The sequence below is a fragment of the Micromonospora sp. NPDC047740 genome (assembly GCF_043204735.1).
In the GTDB taxonomy this organism is placed as follows: domain Bacteria; phylum Actinomycetota; class Actinomycetes; order Mycobacteriales; family Micromonosporaceae; genus Micromonospora.
Map to the genome: position 1 here is coordinate 1 of NZ_JBIDCT010000025.1, position 14,104 is coordinate 14,104.

At 73.2% G+C, this 14,104-nt stretch carries 18 protein-coding genes; 9 read left to right on the plus strand and 9 right to left on the minus strand.

The genetic code is table 11. From position 1 onward, the window contains the following. Nucleotides 1-214, plus strand: a 214-nt coding sequence (locus ACGF4F_RS32610) for a C39 family peptidase (RefSeq protein WP_393083630.1), incomplete at its 5' end; no start/stop codon positions are given. Between the two features lie 191 nt (nt 215-405). On the opposite strand, the gene dusB is transcribed toward ACGF4F_RS32610, so the two are convergent. The 4 genes from dusB to ACGF4F_RS32630 form a co-directional block, all read right to left on the minus strand. Further along, nucleotides 406-1,578 carry a tRNA dihydrouridine synthase DusB gene (gene dusB / locus ACGF4F_RS32615; RefSeq protein WP_393083633.1) on the minus strand — a complete coding sequence of 391 codons (1,173 nt, stop codon included), beginning with the start codon at nt 1,576-1,578 and terminating at the stop codon, nt 406-408. Nucleotides 1,579-1,629: 51 nt separating this feature from the next. Continuing rightward, the gene (locus ACGF4F_RS32620) at nt 1,630-3,009 is read right to left on the minus strand and encodes a glycine--tRNA ligase (RefSeq protein WP_357443855.1); all 1,380 of its coding nucleotides are present in this window, start codon (nt 3,007-3,009) and stop codon (nt 1,630-1,632) included. Between the two features lie 105 nt (nt 3,010-3,114). Beyond that, nucleotides 3,115-3,675 (minus strand): hypothetical protein, encoded by a 561-nt coding sequence (locus ACGF4F_RS32625; RefSeq protein WP_393083636.1) that lies wholly within the window; start codon nt 3,673-3,675, stop codon nt 3,115-3,117. A 25-nt stretch (nt 3,676-3,700) separates the two neighbouring features. Next, nucleotides 3,701-4,042, minus strand: coding sequence for an antibiotic biosynthesis monooxygenase family protein (locus ACGF4F_RS32630; protein ID WP_393083639.1), 342 nt, complete (start codon nt 4,040-4,042; stop codon nt 3,701-3,703). A gap of 27 nt (nt 4,043-4,069) precedes the next feature. Here ACGF4F_RS32630 and ACGF4F_RS32635 point away from each other — a divergent pair, with 27 nt between their 5' ends. The 8 genes from ACGF4F_RS32635 (at nt 4,070) to ACGF4F_RS32670 (ending at nt 8,729) form a co-directional block, all read left to right on the plus strand. Continuing rightward, a complete protein-coding gene (locus ACGF4F_RS32635) occupies nt 4,070-4,318 on the plus strand; it encodes a DUF6703 family protein (RefSeq protein WP_393083642.1) in 249 nt (82 codons plus the stop codon). 54 nt (nt 4,319-4,372) lie between these two features. Continuing rightward, nucleotides 4,373-5,311 carry a metal ABC transporter substrate-binding protein gene (locus ACGF4F_RS32640; protein ID WP_393083645.1) on the plus strand — a complete coding sequence of 313 codons (939 nt, stop codon included), beginning with the start codon at nt 4,373-4,375 and terminating at the stop codon, nt 5,309-5,311. Between the two features lie 66 nt (nt 5,312-5,377). Next, nucleotides 5,378-6,133, plus strand: a complete 756-nt coding sequence (locus ACGF4F_RS32645; protein ID WP_357443863.1) for a metal ABC transporter ATP-binding protein — start codon at nt 5,378-5,380, stop codon at nt 6,131-6,133. Nucleotide 6,134: 1 nt separating this feature from the next. Next, entirely contained in the window at nt 6,135-7,007 is an 873-nt protein-coding gene (locus ACGF4F_RS32650) for a metal ABC transporter permease (RefSeq protein WP_387272632.1), read from the plus strand. A gap of 43 nt (nt 7,008-7,050) precedes the next feature. Next, nucleotides 7,051-7,353 carry a metalloregulator ArsR/SmtB family transcription factor gene (locus tag ACGF4F_RS32655; protein ID WP_073839383.1) on the plus strand — a complete coding sequence of 101 codons (303 nt, stop codon included), beginning with the start codon at nt 7,051-7,053 and terminating at the stop codon, nt 7,351-7,353. Nucleotides 7,354-7,396: 43 nt separating this feature from the next. Continuing rightward, nucleotides 7,397-7,789 carry a Fur family transcriptional regulator gene (locus tag ACGF4F_RS32660; protein ID WP_393083650.1) on the plus strand — a complete coding sequence of 131 codons (393 nt, stop codon included), beginning with the start codon at nt 7,397-7,399 and terminating at the stop codon, nt 7,787-7,789. A 64-nt stretch (nt 7,790-7,853) separates the two neighbouring features. Beyond that, the gene (locus ACGF4F_RS32665; protein ID WP_393083653.1) at nt 7,854-8,549 is read left to right on the plus strand and encodes a hypothetical protein; all 696 of its coding nucleotides are present in this window, start codon (nt 7,854-7,856) and stop codon (nt 8,547-8,549) included. Nucleotides 8,550-8,558: 9 nt separating this feature from the next. Beyond that, the gene (locus tag ACGF4F_RS32670) at nt 8,559-8,729 is read left to right on the plus strand and encodes a hypothetical protein (protein ID WP_357443870.1); all 171 of its coding nucleotides are present in this window, start codon (nt 8,559-8,561) and stop codon (nt 8,727-8,729) included. A 199-nt stretch (nt 8,730-8,928) separates the two neighbouring features. Here ACGF4F_RS32670 and ACGF4F_RS32675 read toward each other — a convergent pair whose 3' ends face one another. The 5 genes from ACGF4F_RS32675 to ACGF4F_RS32695 all read right to left on the minus strand — a co-directional run bounded on the left by ACGF4F_RS32675 (nt 8,929) and on the right by ACGF4F_RS32695 (nt 14,102). Beyond that, nucleotides 8,929-10,917, minus strand: coding sequence for an acyl-CoA dehydrogenase family protein (locus ACGF4F_RS32675; protein WP_393083833.1), 1,989 nt, complete (start codon nt 10,915-10,917; stop codon nt 8,929-8,931). Between the two features lie 180 nt (nt 10,918-11,097). After that, the gene (locus ACGF4F_RS32680; RefSeq protein WP_357443872.1) at nt 11,098-11,601 is read right to left on the minus strand and encodes a DUF6328 family protein; all 504 of its coding nucleotides are present in this window, start codon (nt 11,599-11,601) and stop codon (nt 11,098-11,100) included. Between the two features lie 121 nt (nt 11,602-11,722). After that, the gene (locus ACGF4F_RS32685) at nt 11,723-12,472 is read right to left on the minus strand and encodes an SIS domain-containing protein (RefSeq protein WP_357443874.1); all 750 of its coding nucleotides are present in this window, start codon (nt 12,470-12,472) and stop codon (nt 11,723-11,725) included. Beyond that, nucleotides 12,469-13,281, minus strand: coding sequence for an aminoglycoside N(3)-acetyltransferase (locus ACGF4F_RS32690; protein WP_393083658.1), 813 nt, complete (start codon nt 13,279-13,281; stop codon nt 12,469-12,471). Before ACGF4F_RS32690 ends, ACGF4F_RS32685 begins: the two co-directional genes overlap by 4 nt. Beyond that, nucleotides 13,278-14,102: an alpha/beta hydrolase gene (locus tag ACGF4F_RS32695; protein WP_357443878.1), complete on the minus strand. Its 825-nt coding sequence runs from the start codon at nt 14,100-14,102 to the stop codon at nt 13,278-13,280. Before ACGF4F_RS32695 ends, ACGF4F_RS32690 begins: the two co-directional genes overlap by 4 nt. Between the last annotated feature and the right edge of the window lie 2 nt (nt 14,103-14,104).

A 14,104-nucleotide genomic window follows, 5' to 3' on the forward strand; every position in this document is an offset into this window, starting at 1 on the left:
CGCCGTGGTCGCCAACATCGCCGGCACCACCACCGACACCGACGGCAACACCCACTCCTTCGAAGGCGGCCACTACATCAGCGTCGTCGGCTACCGCGACAACGGCAAGACCGTCACCATCGCCGACTCCGCCAACCCGAACACCGCCTCCTACCGGATCAGCGTCGACAACCTCGCCGACTGGATCGCCACCCGCGGCTACTCGGCCTCCTGACACACCAGGTGACAGCAGGAACCACGGAGGGCCGGCCCCCACACGGGGCCGGCCTTCGCCGTACCCGCAACCGACCACAGAACGGCCGGCCTCCATCCAGGGGCCGGCCGTTCTTCGTCGGCACACCGCTGCCGCGCTGGGATCTGAAGCTCGCCCGCGAGGGGCGCCAGGCCCCGGACGGACCGATTCGGTCAGCCGCCTGAGTCGTCCAGCTCGGCGCCGTCTGGCGGGGTGTCGTCGTCCCGGCTGGCCAGCCAACCGTCCGGCAGGAAGACCTTGCCCGGGGAGTTGGTCCGGCCACGCGGCTGACCGAGGGCCTCCACCGGGAACGGCACGGCCGGGTCGAGCTTGCCGAGCAGGTCGTCGAGCTGGGCCAGGCTGTCGATCATCGCGAGGGACCGGCGCAGCTCACTGCCGATCGGGAAGCCCTTGAGGTACCAGGCGACGTGCTTGCGGAAGTCGGTGCAGCCGTCCCGCTCACCCCGGGCGGGGTTGCGGGCGCCGGCCACGAACTGGTCGACCAGCAGCTCGGCGTGCCGTCGCATGGTCACCGCCACCTCGCCGAGGGTCGGCAGCCGCCGGTCGGACCGGCCGTTGAAGGCGGCCTCCAGGTCGGCGAAGAGCCACGGCCGGCCCAGGCAGCCGCGCCCGATCACCACGCCGTCCACCCCGGTGTGGGCGACCATCCGCAGCGCGTCGTCGGCCTCCCAGATGTCGCCGTTGCCGAGCACCGGCACGTCGAGCGCCTGTTTCAGGGTGGCGATGGCATCCCAGTCGGCGGTGCCCGAGTAGCGTTGCGCGGCCGTACGCCCGTGCAGGGCGACTGCGGCGACGCCGGCGTCCTGCGCGGCGAGCCCCGCCTCGACGTACGTCAGGTGGTCGTCGTCGATGCCCTTGCGCATCTTGACGGTGACCGGCACCCCGGCGGGTGCCGCGGCATCCACCGCGGCCTTGACCAGCCGGGCGAAGAGCCGGCGCCGCCACGGTAGGGCGGACCCGCCGCCCCGCCGGGTCACCTTGGGGACCGGGCAGCCGAAGTTGAGGTCGATGTGGTCGGCGAGGCCCTGCTCGACCACGATCCGCACGGCGGCGGCGGTGATCTCCGGGTCGGTGCCGTAGAGCTGGAGGCTGCGCGGCTGTTCCTCGGCGCCGAAGGCGATCATCCGCAGCGTCTTCGGGTTGCGCTCCACCAACGCCCGGGTGGTGATCATCTCGCAGACGTAGATGCCGCCGCCCTGCTCCCGGCACAGCCGGCGGAAGCCGACGTTGGTGATCCCGGCCATCGGCGCGAGCACCACCGGCGGCCACACCTGGTGCGGCCCGAGGGTCAACGGGCGCAGCGCGGGCAGGGTCGGGGCGGTCACCGGACAAGTGTACGGGGCCCCGACCGGCGCGGCCGGGGCCCCGTGACCAGCTCAGCAGCCGGGCAGGCGCTCGATCAGGTAGCGCTCGACCTGGTCCAGCGAGATGCGCTCCTGGGCCATGGTGTCCCGGTTCCGGACGGTCACCGCGTTGTCCTCAAGGGTGTCGAAGTCGACCGTGACGCAGAACGGCGTGCCGATCTCGTCCTGGCGGCGGTACCGGCGGCCGATCGCCTGCGAGTCGTCGAACTCGACCACCCAGCGCTTGCGCAGGTCCGCGGCGAGGCCCCGGGCCTTCGGCGAGAGCGCCTCGTTGCGGGACAGCGGGAGCACCGCCACCTTGACCGGGGACAGCCGCGGGTCGAAGCGCATCACGGTGCGCTTGTCCACGCCGCCCTTGGTGTTCGGGGCCTCGTCCTCGTCGTACGCCTCGAGCAGGAAGGCGAGCACGGCACGGGTCAGGCCGGCGGCCGGCTCGATCACGTACGGGATCCAGCGCTCACCCTTGCTCTGGTCGAAGTACGACAGGTCGACGCCGGAGTGCTTGCTGTGCGTCGACAGGTCGAAGTCGGTGCGGTTGGCGATGCCCTCCAACTCGGCGAACTCGCTGCCGCCGAACTGGAACCGGTACTCGATGTCGACGGTGCGCTTCGAGTAGTGGGAGAGCTTCTCCTTGGGGTGCTCGTAGAAGCGCAGGTTCTGCTCCGACAGGCCGAGGTCGAGGTACCAGTTCCAGCGCTCCTGGAGCCAGTACTCGTGCCACTGCTCGTCGGTGCCCGGCTCGACGAAGAACTCCATCTCCATCTGCTCGAACTCGCGGGTCCGGAAGATGAAGTTGCCGGGGGTGATCTCGTTGCGGAACGACTTGCCGGTCTGCGCGATGCCGAACGGCGGCTTCTTGCGGGCGACCGTTTCCACGTTCTTGTAGTTGACGAAGATGCCCTGGGCGGTCTCCGGGCGCAGGTAGTGCAGGCCCTCCTCGCTCTCCACCGGGCCCAGGTAGGTCTTCATCAGGCCGTTGAACATCTTCGGCTCGGTGAAGGTGCCCTTGTTGCCGCAGTTCGGGCAGTTGATCTCCGACAGCGACGTCGGCGGCCGGCCGTGCTTGGCCTCGAACGCCTCTTCCAGGTGGTCGGCGCGGAACCGCTTGTGGCAGGACTGGCACTCGGTCAGCGGGTCGACGAACTCGGCGATGTGGCCGGATGCCTCCCAGACCTGGCGGGCCAGGATGACCGCCGAGTCCAGGCCCACGACGTCGTCGCGCTGCTGGACCATGGTCCGCCACCACTGCCGGCGGACGTTCTCCTTGAGCTCCACGCCGAGCGGCCCGTAGTCCCACGCCGATCGGGTGCCTCCATAGATCTCACTGGAGGGGAAGACGAAGCCCCGGCGCTTGGCGAGGCTGACGACGGCGTCGATACGGTCGGCTGGCATGTTTCCTCCTACGCCGGCTGGCGGTCGGCGGGGGTGAGTGGATTGAACCGGACGGTCCCGGACAACGGTACGACCACCGGAGCCGCCGAGCCCAGCCGGGGCCGGTCAGCTCACCCCGCACACCTCCACGGCACCCGTCTGCTGGTCCGTCGCCAGCGTCACCGTCTGGGCCTCCCGCTTGCCGCCGGCCAGGGTCACATCCACCGGCACGGTCAGCGTCTGGGCGTCGACCTGGCCCACCCGGTAGCCGGAGATCTGCGGCTCGGTGGCCGCCCGCTGCTCGAACTCCGACCGGGACTCCCGCCGGTGGGCGTCGTCGCAGAGCTGGTCGTACGCCTTGGACCAGTCCTTCCGCACCAGCGCCCGGTAGTAGTTGTCGGTCACCGCGCGGCCCTGCTCCTGGACGGCCTGCAGGTTACTGACCGCGAGCCCGACGATGGCGGCGCCGCCCCCACCGCAGCAGAGCAGCACGGCGAGCGCGCCGACGCCGAGACCGAGCCAGAGCCGGGCCCGGCCCCCCTCGGTGGGCGGGGCGGCGAACGGCGGGGCGACCCCGGGGCCGGCCGGCGGCGCGGGGACGCCGGGCTCGGCTGGCGGGCCCGATACCGGCGGCGCGCCGGACGGCACGGGATGCGGGGGTGGGGCGGCCGGTCCGGGAGCGGTCATACGCCAGAGGGTAGTGCCCCCGGCCTCAGCGGTAAGGACCTGCGGCCCGATCACTGGCGACGACGACGATCTCGCCCGCGGGCGCGGCGCTGGCCAGCGTCTCGTACGCCGAGGGCTCGTCGACGGACTGGGCCAGCAGCGGCACGGCGGTGACCTTGACGTCGAAGCCGCCCAGCGCCCGCCGGTACGCCCCGACCGACTCCCACTCGGTGACCAGGCACCAGTACGTCGGGTCGTCCAGCGCCCGCAACAGTTCCCCCCGCAGGTAGCCGGGGCGGGCGGCGAGCGCGGCGAGCGCGGCGTGCGCCCGCTCGGTGAACTCGGCCGCGACATCGGCGTCGACCACGAACCGGTTGGTGACCAGCACCCGGGTCCTCCTCGTAGAGTCTGTGCCATGCAGCGTACGCAGCGTCCCCTTCCCGCCCGGCTCAACCCGACCGCCGTGTTCCTGGCCACGCTGGTCCTGGTGCTGGTCGCCCTGTTCACGCCCGGCGCGGTCGGCGGCGTCCTGCTGCTCGCCCTGGCCGCGGGGCTGGTCTGGCTGATGAGCGTCACCTGGCCGGTGCAGAACCCGGGCACCCGGGTGCTGCGGCTCCTGATGCTGACGCTGCTGCTCGCGGTCGCCCTGGCCAAGCTGCTCTGACATGCAATCATGCGTTTTTGACAATCAATTTCGTTATCGCGGACAGTTGGTCACATGACCGTCCGCTCCGCCCCACGCGCCCTCGCCGCAGCCACCGCAGCCCTGCTCACCCTTGGCGTCGCCGCCTGCTCGGAGGGCGGTGGCGGTGGGAGCGACCCGGAGCGGGTCGACGTGGTGGCCGCCTTCTACCCCCTCCAGTTCCTCGCCGAGCAGATCGGCGGGGACGCGGTCAAGGTCACCAACCTGACCAAGCCCGGCGCCGAGCCGCACGACCTGGAGCTCAACCCCCGCCAGGTCGGCCAGGTCAGCGACGCGGAGCTGGTCGTCTTCCTCGCCGGGTTCCAGCCGGCCGTCGACGAGGCGGTCCAGCAGAACGGCGGTGACCGGGCGTTCGACGTGGCCACCGTGCAGCCGCTGCGCGACGCGGCCGACGGCGGTCACCAGCACGAGGGCGAGTCCGGTCACGCCGAGGAGAGCGGCGGCAAGGACCCGCACGTGTGGCTCGACCCGACCCGGCTGGCCACCATCGGCGACCGGCTGGCCGAGCGGCTCGGCAAGGCCGACCCGGGTCGGGCCGCCGAGTTCACCGCCCGGGCGAAGACCCTGCGCGCCACGCTGGAGAAGCTCGACGCCGACTACGCCGCGGGCCTGCGGACCTGCCCGCGCCGGGAGATCGTGACCAGCCACACCGCGTTCGGCTACCTGACCGCCCGCTACGACCTGGAGCAGGTCGGCATCACCGGCCTCACCCCGGACGCCGAGCCCGCCCCGCAGCGGCTCGCCGAGGTGGCGCGGGAGGCCCGGGAGCACGGGGCCACCACCATCTTCTTCGAGACGCTGGTCAGCCCGAAGGTGGCCGAGACGGTCGCCCGCGAGGTCGGCGCGAAGACCGCCGTGCTCGACCCGATCGAGGGCCCGCCGGCCGAGGGCGACTACCTCTCCGCCATGCGGGCCAACCTCCAGACCCTGCGCACCGCCTTGGACTGTTCATGAGCGAGCGAATCATCAGCACAGCGCCGGTAAGCCTCATGACGGCGCCGAGCGAAGCGAGGTGACGGCATGAGCGTCGTCCAGGTCGAGCATGCCGCTGTCGGCTACGACGGCCGCCCCGTGCTGCGGGACGTCTCGCTGGCCCTGGCCGCCGGTGAGGTGGTCGCCGTGCTCGGCGCCAACGGCTCCGGCAAGTCGACCCTGATCCGCGCCGTGCTCGGCCTCGTCCCGCTGAGCGCCGGGTCGGTCACCCTCTTCGGCACTCCGCAGCGCCGCTTCCGGCAGTGGCACCGCATCGGGTACGTCCCGCAGCGGCTCGGCGCGGGCAGCGGCGTACCGGCCACGGTGGCCGAGGTGGTCGCGTCGGGCCGACTCGCCCGCCGGGGCCTGCTGCGCCCACCGGGACGGGCCGACCGGGAGGCGGTCGCCGCGGCGCTGCGCGCGGTCGGGCTCGCCGACCGGGCGGGTGACCCGGTCGCCACCCTCTCCGGCGGCCAGCAGCAGCGCACCCTGATCGCCCGAGCGCTCGCCGGCCGGCCGGAGCTGCTGGTGCTCGACGAGCCGACCGCCGGGGTGGACGCGACCAGCCAGGAGGCGTTCGCCGGGGCGCTGCGCGGTTTCGTCGACGGCGGCGGCACGGTGCTCCTGGTCGCCCACGAGCTGGGGCCGCTGCGCCCGCTGATCAGCCGGGCGGTCGTGGTCCACGAGGGCGGGATCGCCCACGACGGCGCGGTGCCGGAACCGGCCGGCCACCACGCGGACCCCGACCACGAGCACGTGCACCCGCACTGCGACGAGGAGCCCGCCGGGCTGTGGAGCATGTGACATGGACCTCTTCCAGTACGACTTCATGCTGCGCGCCCTGGTCGGCGCGCTGGTCATCGGGCTGGCCGCCCCGGCGCTCGGGATCTACCTGGTGCAGCGGCGGCTGGCGCTGATCGGCGACGGCATCGGCCACGTCGCGCTCACCGGCGTGGGTGCCGGGCTGCTGCTCAACCGCTCCCCCGTGCTGGTGGCGGTGATCACGGCGACGTTGGGCGCGATCGCCATCGAGCTGGTCCGCGCACGCGGCCGTACCTCCGGGGACCTGGCCCTGGCACTGCTCTTCTACGGCGGCATCGCCGGCGGCGTGCTGCTGGTCGGGCTCTCCGACGCCAGCAGCGCGTCGCTGAACTCGTACCTCTTCGGGTCGCTGACCACGACGTCGCCGGGCGACCTGATCACCATCCTGGTGCTCGGCGTGGCGATCCTGGTGGCCATGCTGGCGCTGCGCCCGGTGCTCTTCGCGGTCTGCCACGACGAGGAGTACGCCCGGGTCTCCGGCCTACCGGTCCGGGCGCTCAACCTGCTGCTCGCGGTGACCACCGCGGTGACCGTGACCATCGCCATGCGGGCCGTCGGGGTGCTGCTGATCAGCGCCCTGATGGTGGTGCCGGTGGCCACCGCCCAGCAGGTGACGCGGGGGTTCCGGAGCACCATGACGGCGGCGATGGCGCTGGGGCTCTTCGCGGCCGGGGCCGGGGTCTGGGTGGCCGCCACCGCCGACACCGCGCCCGGCGCCTCGGTGGTGCTGCTGGCCATCGGCTCGTTCCTGGTGGTCGCGCTCGTCGCGGCCGGCTGGCGAGCGCTGCGCCGGCGGGCCCGGCCGGCCGGCGCGCCGGCCGTCGAGCCGCACGAGCACGAGGTGGTGCTGCGGTGAGCCCCTCCGGGCCGTTCCAGCTGGGATTGGTTACCGTTACGGGGTGACCACCACGCACGGATACGACGCCTTCGAGGGCGCGGGTGACCTGCTGCGCGCGCTGTCGGCACCCATCCGGCTGGCGATCGTGAGCGAGCTGGCCCAGGGTGAGCGCTGCGTGCACGAGCTGGTGGAGAAGCTCGGCGCCCCGCAGCCGCTGGTCTCCCAGCATCTGCGGGTGCTGCGCGGTGCCGGGGTGGTCCGCGGCTCCCGGCGCGGCCGGGAGATCGCGTACGCCCTGGTGGACGAGCACGTCGCGCACATCGTGGCGGACGCGGTCAGCCACGCCGGGGAGGGGCCGGCATGACCGCGCGGACCACCAGCGCCCACGCCGACCACCGGGTGGCGGCATGACCGAAGGGGCGCTGAGAAACACCCGCCAGCGGACCGCGGTGAGCGCGCTGCTGGCCGAGGTGGCGGGCTTCCACAGCGCGCAGGACCTGTACGCGATGCTGCGCGAGCGGGGCGAGCGGGTCGGCCTCACCACGGTCTACCGGACGTTGCAGGGGCTCGCCGACGCCGGGGAGATCGACGTGATGCGCCCGCCCGGCGGCGAGCACCTCTATCGCCGGTGCAGCGAGGGCCATCACCACCACCTGGTCTGCCGGGCCTGCGGCCGGACCGTGGAGGTGGCCGGGCCGGCGGTGGAGCGCTGGGCGGAGCGGGTCGCCGCCGAGCACGGGTACGCCGAGGTCAGCCACACCCTGGAGATCTTCGGCACCTGCCCGGCCTGCGCCGGCTGAGAATTCTCGCCTGCGACAACTCCAGCTCGGCGCGTCTGTAGCCGCGCCGCGACCTGGAGCCGTCGTGCGACAACTCCGCCTCGGCCTGTCTGTCGCCGCGCTGCGACCTGGAGCCGTCGTGCCGGCGGCGCCGGGCCGTGGCACGCTGTCCGGCGTGAAGATCTACGCCGACCGTTTTCCGACCCTCCTCCGCCAGCTCCTCACCGATCTGCTCGTGGTCGTCTGGGTGTACGCGGCGATCCGCTTCGCGCTGTGGCTGCACGACCTGATCGAGAAGCTGGCCGTACCCGGACAGAAGCTGGAGGGGGCCGGCGGAGGCCTCGCCGACAACCTGGCCGACGCCGGCGGCAAGGTGGGTCGGGTCCCGCTGGTCGGCGACGAGCTGACCGCACCGTTCACCAAGGCCGCCGAGGCCGCCCGCGCGGTCGCCGAGGCCGGCCGCGACCAGCAGGAACTGGTCGGCCAGCTGGCCCTCGGACTGAGCATCGCGGTGCTGGTCTTCCCGCTCGGGCTCGTGCTCTTCGGCTGGCTGCCGCTGCGGGTGCGCTGGATGCGCCGGGCCGGCGTGGCGCAGGCGCTCGCCACCGCCCCCGCCGGCCGCGACCTGCTGGCACTGCGCGCGCTCGCCGGCCAGCCGCTCGGTCGGCTGGCCCGGATCGCGCCGGACGCGGCCGAGGCGTGGCGCCGCGGCGACGACGCTACCGTCGACGCGCTCGCCGCACTGGAGCTGCGCAGACTCGGCCTGCGGGCCGGCCGGTAGGGTGTTGCGGTGCTGTACTTCCTGATCGCCGTCGCCGTGCTGCTGCTGGCGTACGCGGGCGTCCTGGTGAGCTACGTCCGCAAGGGCCGCAAGATCCCGCCGGCCGCGTACCTGGTGCTGGCCGCGTTGAACGGGCTCATCCTGGCCGGCGTGCTGGCCTGGGCGATCGCCGCCAGCTGAGCCGGCTACCTCCCGCTGACCCGGGTCCAGCTGTCGGCCGGCGGCCGCCGGCTGGCCCCAGCCACAGATATCCAGAAAGCGGTATGCCTCTGAGTCATATCTGTGCCCCAGAGGCATATCGCTCGACCCGGTTAGCGCCATGTGCGGAGGTGCTCGGCACGAACATCCGTCTGCCGAATTCACCGCCCCGCGACCGAACTCACCCCATCGGCGGGATGCGGCGGCGGACGTCCTCGGCGGTGGAGGGGCCGGGCTGCCAGCGGGCCACCCAGGGCCGGTCGGCCGGCGGGGTCACGACGCCCTCCTCCAAGGCGGCGTACCGGCCGGCGAGGATCCGCTTCGCGGCCGCCACGTCAACCGAGTCGGTGTTGGACCACAGCCCGGTGAACAGCTCGTCGACGCGCAGCCGGGCCTGCCGGCAGAACAGGTCGGCCAGCTCGACGTGCTCCGGGTGCTCCGCCCGCTCGGCGGTGGCCCGTACGCAGACCGCGGCCATCGCGAACAGCTCCGCGCCGATGTCCACCACCCGGCCGAGGAACGCCTGCTTGCGCTCCATCTTCCCCTGCCAGCGGGACATCGCGTAGAAGGTGGCGCGGGCCAGCTTGCGGGAGGCGCGCTCGACGTGTCGCAGGTGGCCGGCGAGCGGGCCGAACTCGGCGTACGCCCGGGGTGCCTGGCCCCGGCCGACGGCGAGGGTGGGCAGCCACTTCGCGTAGAAGACGCCGGCCCGGGCACCCGCCTTCGCCTTGCGGCCCAGCCCGGCGTCGGGGTCGATGATGTCGCCGGCCACCGAGAGGTGCGCGTCGACCGCCTCGCGGGCGATCAGCAGGTGCATGATCTCGGTGGAGCCCTCGAAGATCCGGTTGATCCGCAGGTCGCGCAGCATCTGCTCGACCGCGGCCGGCCGTTCACCCCGGGCGGCCAGGGACTCGGCCGTCTCGTAGCCGCGACCACCCCGGATCTGGATCAGCTCGTCGGCGATCTTCCAGGCCATCTCGCTGGCGTAGAGCTTCACCAGCGCCGCCTCGATCCGGATGTCGTTGCGGTCGTCGTCGGCGAGCAGGCAGCAGAGGTTGAGCATGCTCTCCATGCCGTACGTGGTGGCGGCGATGAAGGCCAGCTTCTTGGCCACCGCCTCGTGCTCGCCGACCGGCCGGCCCCACTGGACCCGGTCGGCGGCCCACTCCCGGGCCACGTTCAGCGACCACTTGCCGGCGCCGACGCACATGGCCGGCAGCGACAGCCGCCCGGTGTTCAGCGTGGTCAGGGCGATCTTCAGGCCCTTGCCCTCGCCGCCGATCACGTTCTCCTTCGGCACGAACACGTCGTGGAACCGGGTGAGGCTGTTCTCCAAGCCGCGCAGGCCCACGAAGGCGTTGCGCCGCTCGACCGTGATGCCCTCGCTGTCGCCCTCCACCACGAAGGCGGTGATGCCGCCGCGCCGACCCTCGGCCGCCGGCACCCGGGCCATCACCACCAGCAGGGTGGCGACCGTGCCGTTGGTGGCCCACAGCTTGACCCCGTTGAGCCGGTAACCCGTGCCGTCCTCGGTCGGCTCGGCGGTGGTCGCCAGCCGCGCCGGGTCGGAGCCGACGTCCGGCTCGGTGAGCAGGAACGCGGACACCTCACCGGCGGCCAGCCGGGGCAGGAAGCGCTGCTTCTGCTCGGGGGTGCCGAACATCTTCAGCGGCTGCGGCACGCCGATCGACTGGTGCGCGGAGAGCAGCGCGCTGATCGCCGGGTTGACCGAGCCGGCCCGCATCAGCGCCCGGCAGTAGTGCAGATTGCTCAGCCCGAGGCCGCCGTACTTCCGGTCGATCTTCATGCCGAAGGCGCCCAGCCGGGCCAGCCCGTGGAACACCTCGTCCGGGATGCGCGCGTCCCGCTCGATCGCCGCACCGTCCACCTCGGCGTCCAGGTACGCCCCGAACGCGCCGAGGAACTCCTCGGCCCGCGCCACGTCCTCCGGCTTCGCGCGCGGCCACGGACTGATCAGGTCGAGGCGGAACCGGCCGAGGAAGAGTTCCTTGCCGAAGCTGGGCCGGTCCCAGGCCGCTTCGCGGGCCGCCTCCGCCACCTGGCGGGCCTCCTTCTCGGAGACCTGGCCGGCCTCGGTGGGCAGCGGCCCCACCCCGTCCACCCGGTCGCCCGCGGCGGCCGGCGGATCGGCGTCGTCGATCGGGGCCACCCGGCCGGTCGGGCCGCCGTGCCCGGCGGGATCGGGTCGGCTGTTCTGTGTCGTGGTCACGGCTGCCTCCTGGAGACCTCGGTCCGGCTGCGTCGACGTGCGCGACGAAAACGACGCTACCCCCGGTTGTTACCCAGGGGTAGCCTTCGGTGCACGTCCGATTTGGCGGAATCGGCGCGGTCAGTCGCCGGGCAGCACCCGCGGGTTGTCGTCCTCGTCGTCGATGTCGTCGCCCCAGTTGCGCCGGGCGGCGAGCGGCAGGACCAACCAGAAGGTCAGGAACCACGCCCCGGTGATCCCGGTCAGCACCAGGGCCGCCAACCGGCCCAGCACGAAGTCGGTGATCAGCAGGACCGCACTGACCATCGAGATCAGCATGAAGGCCAGGCCGCCGATGGCCACCCGGTGGGCAAACCGAACCAGCTCCGGCTTGCGGCCCTGCCGGAACAATGCCCGGTGGAAGGCGACCGGCGAGATGATCATCGCGGTAGCTGCGGCGGCGGCCAGCAGAGCGACGATGTAGGTGTCCTTCTGGAAATTGGTGGTCCGGGTGAAACCGCTGCTGAACGGCAGGGTGAGCAGGAAGGCGAAGAGGATCTGCACGCCGGTCTGCGCCACCCGCAGCTCCTGGAGCAGGTCGGCGAAGTTGCGCTGCCACCGCTGCTTCTCGGTTTCCTTGGACACGCGCTACCTCCAGGGATGACGGTACTGCCGGCGGAAGCGTCCGTCGGCAGTACCGCCGGTGCCCGGTCCGCACCGTCGCGAAACCGGTTCACCTTGCCGCCATCGTTCACGACTTCGGGACTCACGCCCCCCGGCGGATGCGGCCCGCGTACCGGGCCTCCAGCTCGGCGTTGTGCTCGTCGCCGCCGGTGATGTTCGCCGACAGGTAGACCGGGGGCCGCTCCCCCGCCGCCAGCAGCCGGGCCACCACCTCCGCCACGAGCTGCTGCGCCAGCAGCGCGGCCGTGATGGAGGAGACCGCACCGACCGCACCGCCGCCGGGCAGCGGCAGGGTGGCGTCGCCGTACGGGGCGCCGTTGTCGAGCACCACGTCGGCGAAGTCGGCGAGCTTGCGCCCGGACGGGTGGCGCGAGGTCATCCGGGCGGAGTGCGCCGCCGAGGTGATCGCGATCAGGGCGTGCCCGCGTTCCTTGACGATGGACGCGAACTCCACCATCGCGCCGTTCACGCCGGAGTTGGAGGCGAGCACGAAGACGTCCTGCGGGCGGATCGGGGCCAGCTCGTAGAGGCGGTGCGCCACCTCGGGCTCGCGTTCCAGCTTCGGGCCGAGCACGTCGGCCGGCTCGCCCCCGTACAGGACCAGGTCGCGCAGGGCGATCCGGTTGGTGGGGACCAGCCCACCGGCCCGGCCGGCGATCTCCATCGCCAGCGCCTCCGAGTGGCCGGTGCCGAACGCGTGGACCACCCCGTCGGCGCGCAGCGACTCGGCGATCAGGTCGGCGCCGCGCGCCACCCCGTCCCGCTGGCCGGCGGCCACCCGGCCGATCGTCTCGGTCACCACCGCCAGGTACGCCTCGGCGCTCACCGTCATGATTCCTCCGTCCCTCGGTTCCGGGCCAGCCAGTCCACCGCGAAGTCGACCGCCACCCGCTGCCTCATCAACCGGCCCGTCCCGTCGCCGACCGGCCCGAGCCGTACCGCTCCGGTGGCCGCCAGCTCGGTGCCGAGCCGGGCGAAGCCGTCGTCGTCCAGGCGGATGTCGTCCCACCACACCCACGCCCGGCCGCCGTCGCCGGTCAGCACGGCCGCGCCGCAGCGCTGCCGGGGCGGCGCCGGCTGCCGGTACTCGGCCAGGTGCAGCGAGGTGTTGCTGTCGTGCTCCACCCCGAGCAGCAGCACGTCGGCGTCCAGCTCGTAGAGGCGGGCCAGCGGGGAGCCCTCGCCGAGCATGTCGGCGAGGGCGTGGTCGGCGACGACCCGGTCGGCCGCCGGCCCCAGCGCGGCGAACGAGACATGCGGGTGGTCGCTGCGCCGCGCGCCGGGCCAGGTGCGGACCAGCTCGGCGAGGGCGCCCATGAACCGGCTCGGCGTGACCGCCGGGTCGAAGCCGGGCAGCTCGTCCCGAATCACCGGCCACCAGTCGGCCGGCACCGGCGGGTTGGTCCAGCCCGCGGGGTCGCTGTTGTCCGGCGTGTGGGTGGGCACCACGAGGGTCCCGGCCGGGCCGAGCACGTCGCGCAGGGCGAGCACCACCGCTTCCGGGCCGCCGCAGAGGAAGCCCAGCGGGCGCAGGGACGCGTGCACCAGGACGGTCCCGCCGGGGCGTACGCCGAGGGCGCGGAACTGGGCGGCGAGCGACGCGCGGGTGTGCGGCCGGGCCGGTGCGGCACCGGCGATCATCGGCCCACCCGGGCGAGGATCGCGGCGGCCAGCGGGGCGGGCGCCTCGTCCGGGATCCAGTGCGTGACGCCGGGCAGCTCGACGAAGCGGTAGTCGCCGGTCACATGGGGTGCGCAGGCCGCGGCGGCGGTGCGGCCGATCGCGATGTCCCGGTCGCTCCAGACGAAGGTGGTCGGCACGCTGACCGGTCCGACGGCCTTCAGGTCCGCCCCGGTCATCGCCCGGTACCAGTTCAGCGCGGCGGTCAGCGCGCCCGGCTCGCACATCGGGTCGGCGTAGCGGGCCACCTGCGCGGGGTCGCCCACCCCGCCGAGCATCCGCCGCAGCGCGACGGCGTTGAGGGCGAGCAGCACCCGCTCCGCCTTGCCGGGCTTGCGGAACAGCGTGATGTAGGCGGAGCGGGCCTTCTGCCCCGGGTCGGTGGCGAGCGCGTGGGCCAGCGCCGCCGGATGCGGCACCGAGACCGCGGTGAGGCTGCGGACCCGCTCCGGGTGCACCGCCGCCAGGCTCCAGGCCACGATCGCGCCCCAGTCGTGCCCGACCACGTGCGCGGCCTCGACGCCGAGCGCGTCGAGCACCTCCGCCGCGTCCGCCACCAACTCCGGGATCCGGTACGCCTCGACCGCCGCCGGCCGGGCACCCGGCGAGTAGCCCCGCTGGTCGAGCGCGTACGTGCGCAGCCCGGCCGCGTGCAGCAGGGGCACCACCTCGTCCCACTCGCCGCCGTGCTGCGGGAAGCCGTGCAGCAGCAGGATCGGATCGCCGTCCTCGGGACCGCCGGTGCGTACCTCGAACGTCAGACCTCGCGCCTCGACCCGCATGA

Excerpts from the sequence above, each read along its gene's own strand:
- ACGF4F_RS32620 (WP_357443855.1), bottom strand. The coding sequence starts at position 3,009 with ATGCCAGCCGACCGTATCGACGCCGTCGTCAGCCTCGCCAAGCGCCGG.
- ACGF4F_RS32625 (WP_393083636.1), bottom strand. The coding sequence starts at position 3,675 with ATGACCGCTCCCGGACCGGCCGCCCCACCCCCGCATCCCGTGCCGTCC.
- ACGF4F_RS32635 (WP_393083642.1), top strand. The coding sequence starts at position 4,070 with ATGCAGCGTACGCAGCGTCCCCTTCCCGCCCGGCTCAACCCGACCGCC.
- ACGF4F_RS32640 (WP_393083645.1), top strand. The coding sequence starts at position 4,373 with ATGACCGTCCGCTCCGCCCCACGCGCCCTCGCCGCAGCCACCGCAGCC.
- ACGF4F_RS32645 (WP_357443863.1), top strand. The coding sequence starts at position 5,378 with ATGAGCGTCGTCCAGGTCGAGCATGCCGCTGTCGGCTACGACGGCCGC.
- ACGF4F_RS32650 (WP_387272632.1), top strand. The coding sequence starts at position 6,135 with ATGGACCTCTTCCAGTACGACTTCATGCTGCGCGCCCTGGTCGGCGCG.
- ACGF4F_RS32660 (WP_393083650.1), top strand. The coding sequence starts at position 7,397 with ATGACCGAAGGGGCGCTGAGAAACACCCGCCAGCGGACCGCGGTGAGC.
- ACGF4F_RS32685 (WP_357443874.1), bottom strand. The coding sequence starts at position 12,472 with ATGACGGTGAGCGCCGAGGCGTACCTGGCGGTGGTGACCGAGACGATC.
- ACGF4F_RS32690 (WP_393083658.1), bottom strand. The coding sequence starts at position 13,281 with ATGATCGCCGGTGCCGCACCGGCCCGGCCGCACACCCGCGCGTCGCTC.
- ACGF4F_RS32695 (WP_357443878.1), bottom strand. The coding sequence starts at position 14,102 with ATGCGGGTCGAGGCGCGAGGTCTGACGTTCGAGGTACGCACCGGCGGT.